The sequence below is a fragment of the Aliinostoc maniaoense genome (assembly GCF_058172895.1).
Genome location: NZ_CP187952.1, coordinates 3,782,081 through 3,800,220, shown reverse-complemented (window position 1 = coordinate 3,800,220; position 18,140 = coordinate 3,782,081). Strand labels below are relative to the sequence as shown.

Sequence of the window (18,140 nt, the reverse complement as noted above, 5' to 3'; positions counted from 1 at the left end):
ACATGGCACGTAAAATATCATCTCGGATTAAAGTTAGTGGTCAGTTAATTGCTCAAACCCCTATTCATGTAGGTGGAATTGGTGGTAATCCTCAAATAGATTTGCCTTTAGCTGTTAATGGTCAAGGTCAATATTATATTCCTGGAACAAGTTTAGCAGGGGCTTTTCGTGGTTGGATAGAAGATGTTCAGAAAGCAAATAGTGTATGGGGTTATCAAGAAAAAGATGCTGAGGGTCAAGCTAGTTTTATTCTTGTGGAAGATGCACCTATTCAGGGTGTAAACACTGAAATTAGAGATGGTGTAGGTATTAATAGAGAATGGGGTACAGCCGCAGAAAAAGCAAAATATGACCGTGCAATACTGCCTAAAGGTTGTAAAATACCATTAAATATGACCTTAGAAGTACCTTTTGAATCTTCAGAAGAAGCAACAGAATATAAGAATAGCTTTGCTTCTTTGATTAAAGCTTTAGAAAAAGGAGAAATTCGTTTAGGTGCAGCCAAAACCAGAGGATTAGGTAAAGTTCAGTTATTTAATTTTAGTATCCGTGAATCTAATTTAAGTCAACGTGACGGTATATTAAAAGCTTTACAGGGTAAGGATGAAATAATTAATTCAGCTATCTTTTTGCAAAGTAGTATTATTACTTCTCAAAGAAAAAAGCTGACATTTGAAATTAATTGGCAACCACAAAGTCCATTAATGGTCAAAGCCGAAGGTAATGGTATTGCTGTTGATATTCTACCTTTAGTCAGTGCTATTGATCGCAGCCTAACATTTGTGTTACCAGGTAGTTCAATTAAAGGTGCTTTCCGGTTTCAAGCAGAACGCATTATTAGAACTGTTTGTCCCTCTTTAATTAACAGAAATGTAGATTTTTTGGATCAAATTGAAGTTCCTTTAGTTAATGAATTATTTGGTACAAGAGCAAAAGCTAAGAAGGAAACTAAAAAAGGAATTGGTTCACTTTTTATTGATGATTGTTATGCCAATATACCTATAACTCCTTCAGCTTGGGGAAATATAGAAGCTGCTACTAATGAAAAAGACCTCAGAATAGCACTAGATAATGCTAGACTGCAAAACGTTCAGCAAGCTTTTCATGTAGCAGTAGATAGATGGACTGGAGGTGCTGCTGATGGTATGTTGTACAGCAATTTAGAATTGATGAAAATAAGCTGGAAACCTATATGTCTGACTTTAGATATTGATCGTATCTCTGACAATAAATTATTTGCTATTTCTCTACTTTTGTTATGTTTACGTGATTTAGTAGATGGTCGTATTCCTTTAGGATATGGAACAAATAGAGGTATGGGTTCAATTAAGGTTAACAGCATTGTGATTAAGGGTGATAATTTAGAATCTGATTTAGATAAATTTACAAATGTAACTCTAGAAAATGGTAGTTTAAATGATTTAGATTGTAAATTTTTAGAAACCTTAAATAACCATTGGAAACAATGGATTGATACACAAAATAAGGAGGGTAAATAACTATGACTTTATACGGAAGATGCACAACTACTAATATCACTCTCAAATCAGCCTTAGAAAAATGTGCATCAGCACTTTCTAATGCAGTGGCAATTATTTACTCTCCTACGTGCTGTCAATTTGCTAAAGTTCAAGAAAATGGAGATTTGACTAATGCTAAAAATGAGATTATACCCCTTGATAAACTTTTTGAACTACGAGCATTTAACCAAAATTATGAATTACGTTGGTTGAATGAATCGAACGGTAAAGGTAAAGCAGTTTTGATTTCAGAAAAAGATATTTGTGACTATTTAGATGAGTGTGTTTCTCTAATGGAAATATTAGATATAATTCCCCGACAATATATTTTATGGGGTAAAAAAGCAAGCACTGAATCAACTTCAGAATGGGCAAAACTATCTACTGCTCGTATCGGTTCTATAGATGTTCCAGTGAGAGGTTTAACTGCTAATCAAAGAGTTTATTTAAAAGCCGTTGAATATCTACAAGTAACTGATGACAATGGCAATGTTTCAGTAGTGGAAGAAAGATTAACAAAATTAGTGGTGGAATAATGTTAACAGGAAAATTAATTGTTGCTAAAAATGGAAAAATTCAATTGCAATTTACTAATAGTAAAGGTGCATTTAGTAGTTGTATGGTAACTGATTCTGTATTATCGGCAGATTTATTAGAAATTAAGAAAACAGAAATCTCAAAACTCAATGGTTTAGAAGTCGAACTAGAAGAAATTAGTGGACAACCAAAACAGATCCGCGAAAAAGGTAAGGCTTTTGCATCTACTCAATCTACTATTTCTACATCTAAAAGAGAAGTGACAACACCACCACAACCAACTCGTTCATCTAATAGTTCACCTAGAAATAATAGACCACCAGGAGACTTTCACAACCCCTATAACTTTGTTCCTGCACTTCCACGTAATATAGAAGGTGAGTTAGGAGATAGAAATCCTTGTGGACATGATTCTTATTTAGATAATCATTGGAGTGGTAGAATTTCCGTTACCTTAACGACTGTTACACCTTTACTTATTCCTGACGCAGCAAACGCAAGAGGAACAGATCACAAAATTTATCCCATTCGACTAGATGCAGATGGTAAACCATATTTACCACCAACTTCAATTAAAGGAATGTTGCGATCAAATTATGAAGCAGTAACTAATTCTCGGTTATCAGTATTTGTTAAACATGAAGATCGTTTAGCCTTTCGGATGCCTACCAATCTTGGTATACAAATGATTCCGGCTCGTATTGAAAGAGATAAAAACGGCAATAAATTAATTCATTTGTTACCTGGTACATCCAATATTCAAAATGATGGAACTCCCAGCCCTAACTTAATGTATGCAGCATGGCTACCTCGATATTGGAGAGGCGAAATTGCTCGAAATGCTATTAAATATCCGAATGGTCAACTACCTGAACACCAACAAGAAGTAGAAGCTTGGATTGAAAAAATTCAACATTTCAGATGGGATAGAAATCGCAATAAACATATAGCAGATTTTCAATATTGGCGTGTACGTAAAATAGTCATTTTAGGAGAAAGACTAGGAGATGAACCCGATCCAACTCCTACAACCGAGCCAAGAGATAAGCAATCTAGTCATCAATCTTTAGGGGTGATAGAAAAGATTCGTGGTTTTGTTTGTATTAGTAATTCCAATATCGACAGAAAACATGATGAAAGAGTATTTTTTAATAATGGAAGTCAAATTATTCAAGTTTTATCTACGGATGATTCACGAAAAATAGAAAAGCAGTGGGAAAATTTAATTACTAATTACCAAGAAATTCATAACGATGAAATTTGCAAAAAGCATAAAGACAGCCCACCCGCTTTAAATAATTCTGTATGGTCACGTCACATCAAAGGAACAGGTTATAATCTAGCAACACATGAACGCAACTTAGATCCAGGTACTCTTTGTTATGCAAGGATCAGAAAAAATAATGATCAGTATGAAATATTAGGATTATATCCAGTAATTATTGCGAGAGAATTATTTACAGTAGACCCTCTAAGTTTATTACCACAAGAACTTAGACCAGCTAGTAACATAGATCAGCTTTCTCCCGCAGATAGAGTATTTGGTTGGGTTAATCAAAATCCAACTAATAATACTGCTAGTCAAGAAAATATGCGAATTAATTCTTATAAAGGAAACTTACGAATTAATTCCGTAGAATGCAATTCAGATGATCCTATAGAATCATTCGGAGATGATGGTTTTCCTCTTGCTATCCTGGGAGAACCAAAACCGCAACAAGCAAGATTTTACATTGCTAAAGACAACAAAGGAACACCACTTGATAAAGGAATAGCAAAAGAAGATACTTATCAAAGTGATCATGGTTTAAGAGGACGTAAGGTTTATCCTCACCATAATAATTTACCTGCACAACACTGGAATAATCCAACTGATGAGAGAACACAAATAGAACAAGGAGGACATTTCCAAGAATATCGTAGACCCAAAAACAATAATGTAGAACAAATAGATGATCAAAATCGTTCTATTAAAGCTTGGGTAAAACCTAATACTACCTTTAGTTTTAATATTGATGTGACTAACCTTTCAAAGGTTGAACTTGGCGCACTGCTTTGGTTATTGTCTCTTCCTGAAAATCATTATCATCGTTTAGGAGGTGGAAAACCTTTAGGTTTTGGCAGTGTAGAATTAACTATTCATTGGGATGAAACCGATTTACGTAAAGGTGAAAATTGGCGTGAGTTCTATTCTTCTTTAATCTCAAGTTCTAATTCATCACGAAGGGAAGCAGAAGCATCAATAGAAATCTTTAAAAATGCCGTAACTGAAGTTTATGGTAATGGTAAATCTTTTGAAGAAGTACGTTTTATTCAAGCGTTTTGTTGTGGATGTCAAGGGTTTAATGATAACAAACCTGTTCATTATCCTAGAAAACGTCTACAACCAGGACAAAACCCTGTACCTGCTCATCCCGAAGGTAAGGCGTTTGAATGGTTTGTTGAAAATGAACGTACAGGAAACACAGGTGGTCCGAAAGTTTCGTTACCCGAACTTTGGAATGAAACTGGTTTACCCTTATTACCTTAGTAAAAATTCAAGGAAGAAAAATAATGAGCAAAATTAATATCATCACATTTTTAGGCGATCGCGGCGCACTACAAACTACCTACACTCATAACAGAAATGAGTATATTGGAGGAGTTTTTGCGGAGGCTTTACGACAATTTTGTGAATATGACACAATGTTAGTCTGTGTTACAGAAAGAGCAAAAGAAAATACTTGGCCTGTTTTAGAAGCTTTGGGAGATTCACGCATTAAGCCAATTGATATTCCAACTGGTAGGAACACTGAAGAAATGTGGCAAACATTTAAAATAATAGCTGATCAAGTTGGTGAAAATGATCATGTGATTTTTGATATAACTCATGGACTACGCTCTTTACCTTTTCTTGTATTCTTATTCGCTGCTTACCTGAAAGCTGCTAAAAACGTTACTATTGATGCCATTTATTATGGTGCATTAGAACTAGGAAATTTCAAAACTGGTATACCTGCACCTGTAATTGATTTATCAGAATTTGTGTCTATGATTGATTGGTTAACAGCTACAGAACGTTTTGTAGAAATAGGAGATGGACAAGCACTTGCTAATTTACTCAGAACTGCTATTCCGTCGAATATTGAACTTCGGGATAATCCTGCTAGTAGACCTTTGAGAAGTCAGTTAGAAAGAACTGCTAACACTATTGAAACTATTTCATTAGCTTTAAACCTCACTCGACCAATTGAAACTATGCAATCAGCTACGAGGTTAGAAGAAATATTAAAACAAGCTGCACCAAGTTTTGCTGAACGTGCTAAACCATTCTCATTATTGTCAGAAAGAGTTGTAAAAGAGTATGGACAATTTGCTTTAGAAGATCCAACGGATCAAGCAGCATTAGCAGAAAATTTATGGTTACAACTGCAAATGATTGAGTGGTACATTAAACGAGATCGAGTAGTACAAGCTGTTACCCTAGCGCGTGAATGGTTAATTTCTGTATTGGTGTTACGGTTTGGTGAATTGATGTTTGATAACCACAACGGACGCAAGTATGTGGAAAATGCTATCAACAATGCTGTGGAGAAGACCAAAAAAGATCCTCGTCCCATTACTCCTAGTCGTTGTGATGATAAATTTACTACATTATCACAAGCAGATGAACTTGTTACAGTTTGGAATCAAATGACTCAACTACGTAATGATATCGCTCATGTAGGGATGAATCTTAATCCTCAACCTGCATTCAGACTCAAGGAAAAAGCTGTATCACTCTACCCCCTATTACAAAAGCTGGGTCAAGAACTACTACCAGAGCGAGTAAATATTTAGGTAAATCAAAATAATTTTTAGGCGGTTTTGACATGGTAAAAACAATTATCTGTTCTGTAGGAACAAGTGCTGCAAAATCTTTAAAAAAGAATCCAAAAGAATTAATCAATTGGGTTAAGGAACAAGATAGTGTAGAAGATGCTGCGGAACAAGTATTTTCTACCTTTCGTGAAATTACTCCTGAAGGAGAAAATTTGAAGAATACTCTATCAGCAGAAATTCACTCGGTTGTGAGAATTGGTATTACCAATGAAGACAGAGTAATTTTGCTTGCTTCAAGTACAGATGATGGGTATTGCTGCGCTCTTGCAGTTGAAAAATATCTAAAACATTACTGGACTGATATATATGCAAAAGCAGAACCAATTCCAGGACTTCAAGTTGTAGATGCTGAACTTTTTAGAAAAGAAGGTGTTATTAACTTTGTCAAACGTATTCTCAAAGAAGTTGATAGTTATGATGCTAGTAATATTATCCTCAATCCCACAGGAGGATATAAAGCCTTAGTTCCTTACACAGTATTGTTAGGTATGGTGAAAGGAATGAAATGTGATTATATTTTTGAACAGTCAACCACATTGCTGGAATTACCACCACTTCCTGTAGAATTTAAGCGATCGCAATTTGAAATCTATAAAGATTTATTTGAAAAAATAGAGCGTGACGCAGAAATTTCTCAAACAGAATGGGAAGAAAGAGTTCATTATACAGAAAGACAGCTTTTAGAACCTCTAGTTGAGTTTTCCAATAAACAAGTAACTATTTCTGCTGTAGGTTTTCTCTTCCTGGAAGAAATGCGTAAACCTTCAGTTTTAGTTCCATTTTTGTCTCAAAAGGCTATCAGTGATTGCTTTGATAATATCGCAAAATTAGATGACTGTGATCCTATTAATTATTTGTTACGAGTCGCTAAATCTACAGAGTCTCTGGAATCAGCAAAACATATTAATGTAGGAAATGGATTATATTGGCTTAAAAGAGGTAGAACAACAGATCGTTATTTAGTATCTGTGGAAGGTTGGCGTTTGTTAGTTTGGAGAGCAATTCGTGAAGATCAAGAAGGTGGAAACTATGCTAGTAAAGTTAAAGTTAATCCTGATAGTGAGCGTAGAGTATATTCACCTTTTATGCGTGTAGATTCTGATAGCTATTACGAGTTCAAATAAAAACAAATAGCGATCACATCCTTGACTCCCACATTCTGAATTTCTAATATCTAACCCATCTGTACCCTTACCCATTCCCTGATTGCTTGCCGAAAAACCCGCCTTCCTGCCATGCGGTATCTTTCAATGAGTGAAGGAATTTACTGAATATTCAAATTAGGAAATACTAAACTTGTTTCTGCTTGAATATATTCCTCACCTTGCAATTGGTAAATTTTGATTTCTCCAGCGTCATAACACCAAATTTCAGGTACACCTAACCGAGCATAGATAGGAAACCTATCTAATGATTTACTGGTGACATCAATTTCTAAAGCTAAATCAGGAGGTGGGTCTTGATTTAAATCAAACTTGAGCTTGCCTCGAATTAATGCCTCATTTTGAAAATAAAAACAGTTATCAGATTCTATCCCGGCTTTTTTAAGTTCTCGCTTCCAGGTAGTTGAACCGTAACACTCATAATCTAGCTCTAAAACTTCTGCCGTATCTTTGATGATGTCACCAATTATTTCTTTGTAATATTCGTGTTCTGGTAATGGAGTCATAATCTCTAATGTGCCATCATCGTAAGCAATCCTAGCTGCTCGGCTTTCACCTAAATCTACTAATAAATTCTCAAATTGTTGCCAACTGATATTATGGAGAACTACCCGGTCAGCGCGACGTTCAGTTAACAGCATAATTCCTCGCAGTATCAGTGAGCTATCAATAGCAGTCAGTAATCAGTGAAAATCAAGTAGATTTTTAAAACCTACAACTGATGACTGACCAATATCACAATTTATCCTAATTTATTCTATCAATGATGATTGATGAATATTTCCAAACCCTAACGAGCTTCCCCCCACGCAACTTTCAACGAGAAGCGATCGCAAAACTCCTCAACCAGCAAAATATCCTGCTGCGCGCACCCACAGGATCAGGTAAAACCGAAACAGCGATCGCACCTTTTCTTTTCGCCAAACACCTCAATCTTGACTTCCCCAATAAACTCATCTACGTTGTACCCTTGCGAACTTTAGCCAATAGTCTGCGCCAACGTACTGAAACATTAGTTGACAATTGGAAAAAAGCTTATCCATCATCTCGTTCTTTGGTAGTTACCCTACAAACAGGAGAAAACCCAGAAGATCCAAGGTTTGAAGGTGATATTGTTTTTTGTACCATTGACCAGATGTTAAGCAGCTTCTTAAATATCCCTTACTCAGTTGGTCGTGGTTCTGCCAATGTTAACTCAGGAGCAATTTTCGCCTCATACCTAGTGTTTGATGAATTACATCTGCTTGACCCAGACCGTTCTTTCGCTACCGTTCTCAAAGTATTGCAACAAGTCAAAGGTATTGCACCATTCTTACTGATGACCGCCACGCTTACAAATGAACTTGCCACCCAAATCAAAGACTTGATTGATTAATCATGGAAATTATTCAAATTGAAGATGCAGACTTACAGATGATAGAAGGCGATCGCTGCCGTACCTTTGAAGCCATGTCTCATCCCCTGAACGCTGGTATAATCCTAGATGATATTCAAGCTCATCAGCGTAAACGAGTCATAGTCATCTGTAACACTGTTTCTCAAGCTCAGGGGTTATTCAGGGATTTAGAGGAACTCAACCACGGCGGCAGATTACATATTACACTCCTACACTCTAGATTTCTACCAGAACACCGCGCCCAAAAAGAAACTCACCTCAAAGAAATATTTGCCCAAAACTGGCAAGATGACGGTAATTGCTACGTCTTGATTTCTACCCAAGTAATTGAAGCCGGAATCAACATCACCTGCGAAGTGATGCACACTCAACTTTGCCCAATGAACTCGCTTCTGCAAAGGGCAGGACGTTGCGCTCGGTTTCGGAGTGAACAAGGGCAAGTGTTTGTTTATCGCACTGTAGAAGTTAATCAAGGGTCTGCTGCATTAGCAAATGCAGATTTAGAATCAGCAGAATCTGCGGATAAAAAGCCAAGTTTTTTGCCATATTCCAAAGAAACTTGTGAACTGACATGGCAAGTTTTAGAGACACACACTCAATCAGCCCAAGTTAATCAAAATGTAGGATTTAGGACTGAAGAGGAATGGATTAATCAAGTCCACACAGCAGAAGACCTATTGCAAGAACAACGCCGACAAAATAACAAGATGCAGTTTGAGCAGCATTTTGAAGCTGCATATTTTCGAGGGGATCAGTCTGCTGGTAGTCAATTAATTCGCTCAGTAGATAACCGCAGTTTATTTGTCTGGGAACAAACACCACTAATTGATTTTGAAGAAGAAATCATTAATCCGCGAGAATTACTTGCTTTTTCTGTTCCTATCACTACACTGTGTAAAGTTTGGCGAGAATTTGAAAATTCAGGCTTTGGTTTAGATTGGATTTTCCAAAAAATTGAGTTACCACAAAATAAAACTGAAACCTATAGCCTACCTGCTTGTACTAAAATAACTTCCCGTGCAGCATTGGTTAGTAGTATCCAAATTTTAGTTAACCCTCGCTATGTCTACTATGACGAACACATTGGTTTACTAATTGGCATGAATGAGTTTGGTAATGGATTTGTATCACCCAAGAAATCACAACGCCTGACCAAAAATGAATATCGCTATCACATGGATACCTACGTTGGTCATTTAGGCTGTATGTGGACTTGTTGGCGCAAGCCATTTACAACTACGCGCTTAAAAAACGGTCAATCTATAGACACTGTTTACAATAGCGTCAGAGACGAGCTTTTAAAAGCAGGTGGGCAATTAATTAAAAATAAAATATTTCCCCAAATACAAGAGCAAGAAGCAGAAACACTGTTTGAATTACTGGTATTGTTAGCTATTTTCACCCACGATTTAGGGAAACTGCAAATTAAATGGCAGGAAGTCATGCGGGGATGGCAAGCGATCGCTCATGCTTCATTCCATGCCAAAGACCCCAAAGGCCATTTATTAGCTCACACTGACTACAATCCAGAATCGAATGAGCAAAAAGCTGCACTCAAGAACTATGAAAAGAAATATAAACGCCCTAACCACGCCGTTGAAAGTGCATATCTCGCCCAAGATATTCTGAATCAATCCTTAGTCCCGCTCCTACGTGATGATTTCTCTGCCAATAGCGAACAAATTCAATACATTCGGCATACAGTTATGTTAGCCGCAGGTCGTCATCATTCAGCTTGGGCTGCGGGATGGGAAAAACCAGATACGAAAAAAAGTATAGAATTACACCCTCAAGCACCAGAGGCGATCGCTCGCAGTTGGAAAACAATGGTACGCCATCTACCCTTGACCCTACCTTTATCATCAGTAACCCTAAGTAAGAATATTTACCCTCTTAAAACAAACTTTGACCTGAATAGATTTACTACTGACCAAATTGAATATTTGCAACTTTATCTACTGGTAGTCAGAGCCTTAAGATTGTGCGACCAGCGTTCAGTACAATTTTAGAATCTTCAACAGCTTATTAGTTCGTTGTTTTGGCGGGATGAGGTGTAATTCCGTGTTGGAATAGTACTCTTCCAATGGGGTATAGAATATTATTCAATTTACAACTCTCATCGGTCATGCGCTAGATGATAGAGAATCTATTTGTTACCAAAAAATACGGGAATTATGCTGATACATTTCTGTTGCTGGGTTTGGTGCAACTTGTCGAGTATGCCTTAAGGGAAACAAAACAAAAAAGTGAGATTCAGCTTGTGGATGAAGGCACACGCTACCGCATCCAATTAAAACAGGCTGTCAATTTAGAACCCATAGCCAAACTTAGATATACCAACCCTTTTCCACCGGTGAAGGGTCAAAAAACAGACGTTAGCAAAATTCCCCAGGAAACCGAAGTTTTTAATACAGTGGAGGAGAACGAAAAACGAAAACTTTACCGAGAATACGTATTTCAGCAAAGGGGTAAAACTGAATGGAGTGAAGATGCACCTAAACCACCTCATGCCAGTACCCAAAACGGTGTAATTCTGACATCTATGCGCCACGATCGCAATCATAACGAATTGTGGCAATTGGGATGGCAATTTAAGGATCACTATGGGGCTTTACTGGTTGCGCTCATTCAAGCATTTAGCGAAGAAACTAACTCTGAACTCAATGCACAAACCAACCGTTGTCAGGAATTATTTAGTCAAGCTACTGGCTGTAAATTGCCCCAAACAGCCAGTGCGGTCAAAATCTACTTACCGACTTCTGTACAAGGGGTTAACCGTGTTAAGGCAGATACTAATAAAGTAGATTCGCAAAAAGCAGATTGGTTAAGTCTATGGTTGATTGCAGGTGGTTTATTCAGCTTTGGTGTAGCAGAACGAATTAAAATTGCTGACCGTGTTTTTGACTGGAGATTAGTTGTTTTAGAACCGCAAGATATTCAATTGAGTAAATATCGACAAGTGCTAGACCAACTACGCAAATATAACCCACCTTCTGGCGGACATGGTATTGCTCGATTCGACGCAGAGTTAGTTTTGCGATTTTGCCAAGAACTCCTCAAAAATCACTCTTCTCAAGCTGATGCAGAACTAGATGAATTTGATATTTGGAAACCCATCAATCATTTTATTAAAAGCTTTATTGGCACTCACTTTGGTTCTAAAAGCCAAGTGTATGGAGTCAAAGAAGTTTTTAGTTTAGGTCTTCCAGGGTGGATTCGTCCAGAAAATTCTCAAGAATTGACAGATTATCAGAGAGTTTTGCAAGAACATCTGTTAGTAATTAGTACCTTATCAGCAGAGGAAGGCCATAGTGAACTGTTAGCTGCTTATCGAGACTTTATCACGGGAATCAGTTTGCTTCAGTTCTTTCGATTTCAAGTTAGTTATGCAGATTACGTTGTTAAGCGGCTAGCAGATGCCAAAGCAAAACCCCCACGTTTATTTTCTGTCACAGGGCTAAATACAATGACCAAAAAGGATTTAGAGTTTACCAAAATTACTCAAAACCCCAGCTTTCTCCGCATTGCCAAAGCAATTAACCAAGCAACTGTCTATGCAGGTAAAGTCCAAACTAAGGAAGGACTGAAGGAACTCGAATGGCAGCGTACATACGGATTAGCACAGCGATTAAGTAGTCAATCTGGCTCGAAAAAAGAATTTTTGGCTGAAATTGCTGATTTTCTAGCTAAATATGAAGCAGAAAATTTACGGCTATTAGAGCAATTGCAACAAAAAGGTAAACCCCTAAAACGAGTTTGGACAACTAAAGAAGACTTAGACCAATTAGTTGAATTAGTGGAAAAACACGACACGGTTTTAGTTGCTAACCTCTTAATTGCCTATGGTTATGCCCGTTGGATACCAGCTAAAGATGATGGTTCACAAGACAAAGAAGATATGGACAATTTAGACGATACTACATTAGGAGAATCAAACGATGACTAATAATCAATTTCCAGTTTATTCAATTTCTATTAGTGGCTCATTATCTTGGCAACTTCATGCGTTAAATAATGAAGGTAACGAGGGCAATCAAACTCTAACTCGTCGCTATTATATTATCCAAAAACACATGGATGAACCTGAGTATGTCAATGGAGTTTCTGGTGATATGCTCAAGCATATTCAAGCAGAACACCTACACCGGATTACTATTCAAGATAATCTGACTTTGTCTGAAGGTGGGAAACAATTTCATCCAGATCGCGTTGGTTATGATTTAGAAAAGGGATTACCAGTTTTCACAGATGCTGACACTGATTTAGCAGCCAAAACCAACAAGGTGATTCAACGCTGTACTATGAGCGACTTGGAAGGATTCATGGTAACAGTCAAGGGTGGACAAACTTTAAAACGAGAGTCTGTGATTGAGTTTGGAGCAGTTGTTGGTTTACCGACTTTAGTGAAAACTCAAAGTTACTTTCATGCTAAGTACGGCACAGATAACCCTACACCCTATAATGTACAGCTTAGTTCTGGGTTATATGCGACGGTTTTAAACATTGAAGCGTTTCGCATTGGCTACAATCCCCATACCTTTAAATACGGCATTGATATTGCTGAACGGAAAAAAAGGTTAGATGCTTTGCTCAAAAGTGTTTTGTATACCTACCTGCAACCCAACGGAGCAAAACGCAATACTAACTTACCTCATCCTGACAATTTTGAAGGTGTGATTACAGTTAGTACCCGCCGTTGTCCTGCACCAATGATTAGTCCTTTGGATGCAACCTACAGCAGTCAGATTCACAGTTTGGCTGGTACTCTAAATAATATTAATGGTGCAGAGACAATACTCTGCTTTCAATTCGATAATATTGCTCAGTTTGCCGCACAAATTCAGACTTTAATAGAGCGATCGCAACCTTGGGAGAGTGACAATGCCGAAGCGATCGAATAAATCAACTAACTCTCTCCCTCTGGAAAATACTAACCAATGGCTGACTGTTACTTACCAGCCAGTTAGCCTGTTCTCGCTCAAACGCTCTGATGCTACCAGTATGGCAGCTAAGTCTAATCTCGTACCAACGCCCTATGCTATCAAAATGGCATTGTTGAAAGTATTGTTGGAAAGCCAAGGTAGATATCACCAAGATGATTTACAGCAGTGGATGAAAAATCAGTTCACTTGGATTCGAGATTTAACTATTTATATTTGGCCTCCAGAAAAATTGGTGGTCAATCGCAACGGTTATAAACTGCGTTATTATGACCAAACTGCTGATAAGGCCGATAAAAATCGCAGTACGTTACCAATGCAAGATGGTTTTGTGTTTCGAGAATGGGTGTATATGCAAGGTCATCTACAAATTTGTTGTGGTAGATGCGATCGCTTGACGCAATTGGAGGAACTATTTTCACTCATAAATTACTTTGGTAAGCGAGGGTGTTTTTTTCAACACTTGCCCCAATACAACCAACAAACTCCTGAGCCTTTATTTCAACCAAATCTGACTACTGGTTTTACAGTACAGCCAATGGATGACTTGGGTGAAAAAACTACTTTTAATCGCATTAATCCCTATTCCACTGATAAAGCACAACTAGATAAAGACCGAGTCATCAAGCCTGGTTTTTTACCTGTGCAACTTATTTCTAGCAGCTCCCGTTATGACATTTACCAAAGACAGTGAAGCTGTTTTGACTGGGCTAAATTTAGTTCTCAAGCCCACAGAAACTTTAGTTAGCAATGCTACCGCACTGGTGTCTTGGTTATCAGAATTTCAGCCTGCACCAGTGTGGATTCCTTTAAAAACTCATGATGGTGTTACAAAAATCATGCCTATACTACCAGATTTGGTGTTGTATCCAAATCTCATGGAGCAAATTTGCCAGCGTATAAATAATAACAACTATCTAGAATGGCAGCAAAAACTCTACGAAATGGTAGGAGTAGAAGTAAATACTAATACGCTGCACGTAATTCATATTTCCCTGCTAGCCACTGCTCCTTTACCCTCAACATTAGGCAGAGCTATTCATGCTCAGTGCTTTCAATGGTTTGCGAATACTGATGCTGATTTAGCCCAACATTTACATCAGCAAGAGAATGTACCCTTTACGCTTGGAATACGATATCTTACCCCTAAAAAGATGCAGTTGAGAATTACACTGCTCCGACAAGAACTGTTAGCACCTTTACTTTGGGGATTACACATTAATTTAGGTAGTGAAATCATGTTGGCAGGTGTGCCTTGCCGCTTGGGGAAATCAATAGATATTTCACAAGCCAGTAGCTTTACAGAACTAGCCCAGCTACCAACTCAAAATCCCATTGAATTAAAATTTCTTTCTCCTACCAGCTTTAAGCAAGCTGGCAAGATACAACCTTTCCCCTTGCCAGAATTAGTGTTCGGTAGCTTGTTGCGACGTTGGAATGCTTTTGCCCCTCCAGAAGTGAAGTTTCCTTCTGTAGAATGGAATGCTCAAGCTTCGGCTTTTGAGATGAAAACCTATGCTCTAAAGTTAGAAGCTGGTGCAGAAATTGGGGCTGAAGGTTGGGTAAAGTATAGGTTTTTCGATTCAGAACAAGCGAGAATTGCCACGGTATTAGCCCATTTTGCTAGCTTCGCTGGTGTAGGACGTAAAACAGCGATGGGGATGGGACAGGTAATACCAATTCAAAATTCAAAATTCAAAATTCAAAATTTATATGAGTGAAGATTACTTACCCCTGGCATACCTCAATGCCTGGGAATATTGCCCACGTAGATTTTACCTGGAATACGTTCTGGGTGAGATGGAAGACAACGAACACATTATACTGGGTCGCCACATACACCGAAATGTGAATGAAGAAACAACATTCCAAGAGGGAGAAACACTAATTCATCAACAACAATGGGTGTGGAGCGATCGCCTAAAAGTAGCAGGTATTATTGATGCTGTGGAAGAATGCGACGGTCAACTTGTGCCAGTGGAATACAAGAAAGGCAAGATGGCACAGCACCTTAACGATCATTTTCAATTGTGTGCAGCTGCTTTGTGTTTAGAAGAACGCACTGGACGCAGTATTACTTATGGAGAAATATTTTATCATGCCAACCGCCGCAGACAGACTGTAGCAATGACACCCGAACTGCGGCAAATGACTGAGCAAGCGATCGCACTAGCTCAACTTGCTGCCTACAGAGCTATGCCTGCACCGATTGATCACGTTAAGAAATGCCAATCATGCAGTTTACAGGGAATTTGTCTGCCTTTTGAAGTCAGGCAGTTACAAAAATCAACAATAACTGCAAACGACGATTTGTAAATTTATCTACTTACTCACACTCAAAAATCTAAAATGCCAATACTATACGTAACTCAAGCTGATGCTGTTTTGAGCAAGAACTATGAAGCTTTCAATATTGCTCTCAAACAAGAAGACGGTTCTTGGAAAAAACAAAGTGTCCCCGCACAAACTGTAGAGCAAGTTGTCCTCATGGGTAATCCCCAAGTTACAGGGGATGCTTTGGTGTATGCCTTAGAACTGGGGATGCCAGTGCATTATCTTTCTCACTTTGGTAAATACCTTGGCTCTGCACTTCCTGGTTATTCGCGTAATGGTCAACTACGGCTAGCTCAGTACGAGCTTTACCATGATCCTGTGCGTCGTTTGGAATTAGTTCAAACGATTGTAGCAGCTAAAATTCACAATCAGTATCAGGTTTTGTACCGTAATAATCAACGGGATAATCCGCTTAAGGAACGTAAAAGCCAAGTTAAAAGTCAGAAAACTATAGATCAGGTCAGGGGGATTGAAGGGTTAGCCGCAAGAGAATATTTTGCTTGTTGGCCGAATATGGTAGGAAAAGAGTGGACTTTTACAGGCAGAAACCGCCGTCCACCTACTGACCCAGTGAACTCTTTACTGAGTTTTGGTTATGGTCTACTACGAGTTCAAGTAACTGCTGCGGTTCATGTTGCTGGTTTAGATCCATATATAGGATACCTACACGAAGTACATCATGGTCAGCCTGCAATGGTACTCGATCTAATGGAAGAATTTCGTGCTTTAATAGCCGATAATGTAGTGCTAACAGTATTGCATAAACGTGAAATACAACCGCAGGATTTTTGTGAAAGTTTGGGTGCTTATCGGCTTAAAGAACCTGCCAAAAAATCATTTTTGCAAGCCTTTGAGCGCAAAATGAATGATGAGTTTAAGCATCCTGTTTTCGGGTATCGATGTACTTACCGCCGAGCCATAGAACTACAAGCCCGTTTGCTAAGTCGGCATTTGCAAGAAGGTGTTCCATACAAAGCTTTAGCTTTGCGATAAAAATTATTGCCCACTTATATCATGACTACGCTGTTTTATCTAATTATTTACGACTTGCCAGATAATAAAGCGGCAAATAAACGTCGGACTCGATTGCATAAAATGCTCTCTGGATATGGCAAATGGACGCAATACAGTGTATTTGAGTGTTTTCTAACATCAGTTCAATTTGCTACACTGCAAACAAAAGTAGAAAAATTAATCAAGCCCGATGAAGATGCTGTACGAATATACGTGCTTGATGCAGGGGCAGTGAAAAGAACTATTACATACGGTTCGGAAACACCTCGACAAGAACAAGTAATCGTCTTATAATTAGTGTATTAGCTTGATGTTTGACAAGTCGAAGCGGGGTCAAAAACCCTGGGGGATTCGTCAAAAACGCCAGAACCTTGACAACATAATAATTACAGCGTTTTGATAATTAGGGAAGTTGCAAATTACTTGCAATAAGATGGGCTGAAATCGACCTGATTTTGAGACTCGTCAAAATGCTTCCCAGGAAGCTTGCTCTGTAATAGTTTCAGCACCGAGCAGTTTCCACAAACCATTACCCCGCAAGGGGACTGAAACGTACAACTATACCGATGCTCTCGTGGTATTTAACCAGTTTCCACAAACCATTACCCCGCAAGGGGACTGAAACATTTGGTGATAAGGTCTTACACTCCATAACAAACTCAGTTTCCACAAACCATTACCCCGCAAGGGGACTGAAACTTTTCTGTTAACTGGTATATAGCTCTGCCGTTGTTTGGGTTTCCACAAACCATTACCCCGCAAGGGGACTGAAACCACCCAAGGTTTTATACCCATACTTCGACGTTGAGAAGTTTCCACAAACCATTACCCCGCAAGGGGACTGAAACCCGTCAATGGAATCGCCAGATATGCCCGTTACCTACGTTTCCACAAACCATTACCCCGCAAGGGGACTGAAACTATCTGTCTCAAATCGTGTTAATAGAACGTCGAGAAGTTTCCACAAACCATTACCCCGCAAGGGGACTGAAACTTTACGCTGCGGCAACTGGTAGCGGTGCTTGGCGTGTTTCCACAAACCATTACCCCGCAAGGGGACTGAAACCAATTCAAAGAATGTGCGTAATAATTGAATCATTGCGTTTCCACAAACCATTACCCCGCAAGGGGACTGAAACAAAGTGGTATTGCTTGAGTTGCTGCATTTTAAAGTAGTTTCCACAAACCATTACCCCGCAAGGGGACTGGTGCGACTATCAGTCGCTCATGAGAGTGAGTATCTGAGAAATACTCCTGGTTAATGTCTAAACCAGTACCTACCCGAAGGGGCATTGCGGGTAACTGCGGTGTCTCAGAGCTAGAGGGGAAAGCGTAAAATCTGCAAGCCGAAAAGTGGAGGTAACGCCAAGGTAAA

14 protein-coding genes, 1 pseudogene and 1 CRISPR repeat array are annotated in these 18,140 nt (G+C 38.6%); of the genes and pseudogenes, 14 read left to right on the top strand and 1 reads right to left on the bottom strand.

The genetic code is table 11. From position 1 onward, the window contains the following. Positions 1–2 precede the first annotated feature (2 nt). Genes ACPZ3T_RS16565 through ACPZ3T_RS16545 form a run of 5 tightly spaced genes read left to right on the top strand, consistent with a single transcriptional unit; the run spans position 3 to position 7,042 of the window. Positions 3–1,499, top strand: a complete 1,497-nt coding sequence (locus ACPZ3T_RS16565) for an RAMP superfamily CRISPR-associated protein (protein WP_490270578.1) — start codon at positions 3–5, stop codon at positions 1,497–1,499. Between the two features lie 2 nt (positions 1,500–1,501). Continuing rightward, positions 1,502–2,056: a type III-D CRISPR-associated protein Csx19 gene (csx19, locus tag ACPZ3T_RS16560; RefSeq protein WP_490270577.1), complete on the top strand. Its 555-nt coding sequence runs from the start codon at positions 1,502–1,504 to the stop codon at positions 2,054–2,056. 44 nt (positions 2,057–2,100) lie between these two features. Beyond that, on the top strand, positions 2,101–4,587 hold the full coding sequence (locus tag ACPZ3T_RS16555; protein ID WP_490270576.1) for a TIGR03986 family type III CRISPR-associated RAMP protein: 2,487 nt from the start codon (positions 2,101–2,103) through the stop codon (positions 4,585–4,587). 23 nt (positions 4,588–4,610) lie between these two features. After that, the gene (gene csx2, locus ACPZ3T_RS16550; protein ID WP_490270575.1) at positions 4,611–5,876 is read left to right on the top strand and encodes a TIGR02221 family CRISPR-associated protein; all 1,266 of its coding nucleotides are present in this window, start codon (positions 4,611–4,613) and stop codon (positions 5,874–5,876) included. Between the two features lie 32 nt (positions 5,877–5,908). Continuing rightward, on the top strand, positions 5,909–7,042 hold the full coding sequence (locus tag ACPZ3T_RS16545; RefSeq protein ID WP_490270574.1) for a putative CRISPR-associated protein: 1,134 nt from the start codon (positions 5,909–5,911) through the stop codon (positions 7,040–7,042). Positions 7,043–7,092: 50 nt separating this feature from the next. Here ACPZ3T_RS16545 and ACPZ3T_RS16540 read toward each other — a convergent pair. Continuing rightward, positions 7,093–7,722: pseudogene (locus tag ACPZ3T_RS16540) on the bottom strand (Uma2 family endonuclease). A gap of 122 nt (positions 7,723–7,844) precedes the next feature. Between ACPZ3T_RS16540 and ACPZ3T_RS16535 the strand changes: the two are divergent. From ACPZ3T_RS16535 to cas2, 9 genes are all read left to right on the top strand, one after another. Next, entirely contained in the window at positions 7,845–8,456 is a 612-nt protein-coding gene (locus ACPZ3T_RS16535; RefSeq protein ID WP_490270573.1) for a DEAD/DEAH box helicase, read from the top strand. Between the two features lie 2 nt (positions 8,457–8,458). Next, positions 8,459–10,486 (top strand): CRISPR-associated helicase Cas3', encoded by a 2,028-nt coding sequence (cas3, locus tag ACPZ3T_RS16530; RefSeq protein WP_490270572.1) that lies wholly within the window; start codon positions 8,459–8,461, stop codon positions 10,484–10,486. A 125-nt stretch (positions 10,487–10,611) separates the two neighbouring features. Continuing rightward, positions 10,612–12,423 carry a hypothetical protein gene (locus ACPZ3T_RS16525; RefSeq protein WP_490270571.1) on the top strand — a complete coding sequence of 604 codons (1,812 nt, stop codon included), beginning with the start codon at positions 10,612–10,614 and terminating at the stop codon, positions 12,421–12,423. After that, positions 12,416–13,378: a DevR family CRISPR-associated autoregulator gene (locus ACPZ3T_RS16520; RefSeq protein WP_490270570.1), complete on the top strand. Its 963-nt coding sequence runs from the start codon at positions 12,416–12,418 to the stop codon at positions 13,376–13,378. Before ACPZ3T_RS16525 ends, ACPZ3T_RS16520 begins: the two co-directional genes overlap by 8 nt. Beyond that, a complete protein-coding gene (locus ACPZ3T_RS16515) occupies positions 13,359–14,111 on the top strand; it encodes a hypothetical protein (RefSeq protein WP_490270569.1) in 753 nt (250 codons plus the stop codon). Before ACPZ3T_RS16520 ends, ACPZ3T_RS16515 begins: the two co-directional genes overlap by 20 nt. After that, on the top strand, positions 14,089–15,138 hold the full coding sequence (gene cas6 / locus ACPZ3T_RS16510) for a CRISPR system precrRNA processing endoribonuclease RAMP protein Cas6 (protein WP_490270568.1): 1,050 nt from the start codon (positions 14,089–14,091) through the stop codon (positions 15,136–15,138). The genes ACPZ3T_RS16515 and cas6 overlap by 23 nt, the downstream gene beginning before the upstream one ends. After that, the gene (gene cas4 / locus ACPZ3T_RS16505) at positions 15,131–15,733 is read left to right on the top strand and encodes a CRISPR-associated protein Cas4 (protein ID WP_490270567.1); all 603 of its coding nucleotides are present in this window, start codon (positions 15,131–15,133) and stop codon (positions 15,731–15,733) included. Before cas6 ends, cas4 begins: the two co-directional genes overlap by 8 nt. A 33-nt stretch (positions 15,734–15,766) precedes the next feature. Continuing rightward, complete coding sequence (cas1d, locus tag ACPZ3T_RS16500) at positions 15,767–16,744, top strand: type I-D CRISPR-associated endonuclease Cas1d (protein ID WP_490270566.1); 978 nt, start codon at positions 15,767–15,769, stop codon at positions 16,742–16,744. Between the two features lie 21 nt (positions 16,745–16,765). Further along, positions 16,766–17,059: a CRISPR-associated endonuclease Cas2 gene (cas2, locus tag ACPZ3T_RS16495; protein WP_490270565.1), complete on the top strand. Its 294-nt coding sequence runs from the start codon at positions 16,766–16,768 to the stop codon at positions 17,057–17,059. 221 nt (positions 17,060–17,280) lie between these two features. After that, a CRISPR array of direct repeats spans positions 17,281–17,977; the repeat unit is 37 nt; unit sequence GTTTCCACAAACCATTACCCCGCAAGGGGACTGAAAC. Positions 17,978–18,140: the final 163 nt, after the last annotated feature.

Excerpts from the sequence above, each read along its gene's own strand:
- ACPZ3T_RS16565 (WP_490270578.1), top strand. The coding sequence starts at position 3 with ATGGCACGTAAAATATCATCTCGGATTAAAGTTAGTGGTCAGTTAATT.
- csx19 (WP_490270577.1), top strand. The coding sequence starts at position 1,502 with ATGACTTTATACGGAAGATGCACAACTACTAATATCACTCTCAAATCA.
- csx2 (WP_490270575.1), top strand. The coding sequence starts at position 4,611 with ATGAGCAAAATTAATATCATCACATTTTTAGGCGATCGCGGCGCACTA.
- ACPZ3T_RS16545 (WP_490270574.1), top strand. The coding sequence starts at position 5,909 with ATGGTAAAAACAATTATCTGTTCTGTAGGAACAAGTGCTGCAAAATCT.
- ACPZ3T_RS16535 (WP_490270573.1), top strand. The coding sequence starts at position 7,845 with ATGATGATTGATGAATATTTCCAAACCCTAACGAGCTTCCCCCCACGC.
- cas3 (WP_490270572.1), top strand. The coding sequence starts at position 8,459 with ATGGAAATTATTCAAATTGAAGATGCAGACTTACAGATGATAGAAGGC.
- ACPZ3T_RS16525 (WP_490270571.1), top strand. The coding sequence starts at position 10,612 with ATGATAGAGAATCTATTTGTTACCAAAAAATACGGGAATTATGCTGAT.
- ACPZ3T_RS16520 (WP_490270570.1), top strand. The coding sequence starts at position 12,416 with ATGACTAATAATCAATTTCCAGTTTATTCAATTTCTATTAGTGGCTCA.
- ACPZ3T_RS16515 (WP_490270569.1), top strand. The coding sequence starts at position 13,359 with ATGCCGAAGCGATCGAATAAATCAACTAACTCTCTCCCTCTGGAAAAT.
- cas6 (WP_490270568.1), top strand. The coding sequence starts at position 14,089 with ATGACATTTACCAAAGACAGTGAAGCTGTTTTGACTGGGCTAAATTTA.
- cas4 (WP_490270567.1), top strand. The coding sequence starts at position 15,131 with ATGAGTGAAGATTACTTACCCCTGGCATACCTCAATGCCTGGGAATAT.
- cas1d (WP_490270566.1), top strand. The coding sequence starts at position 15,767 with ATGCCAATACTATACGTAACTCAAGCTGATGCTGTTTTGAGCAAGAAC.
- cas2 (WP_490270565.1), top strand. The coding sequence starts at position 16,766 with ATGACTACGCTGTTTTATCTAATTATTTACGACTTGCCAGATAATAAA.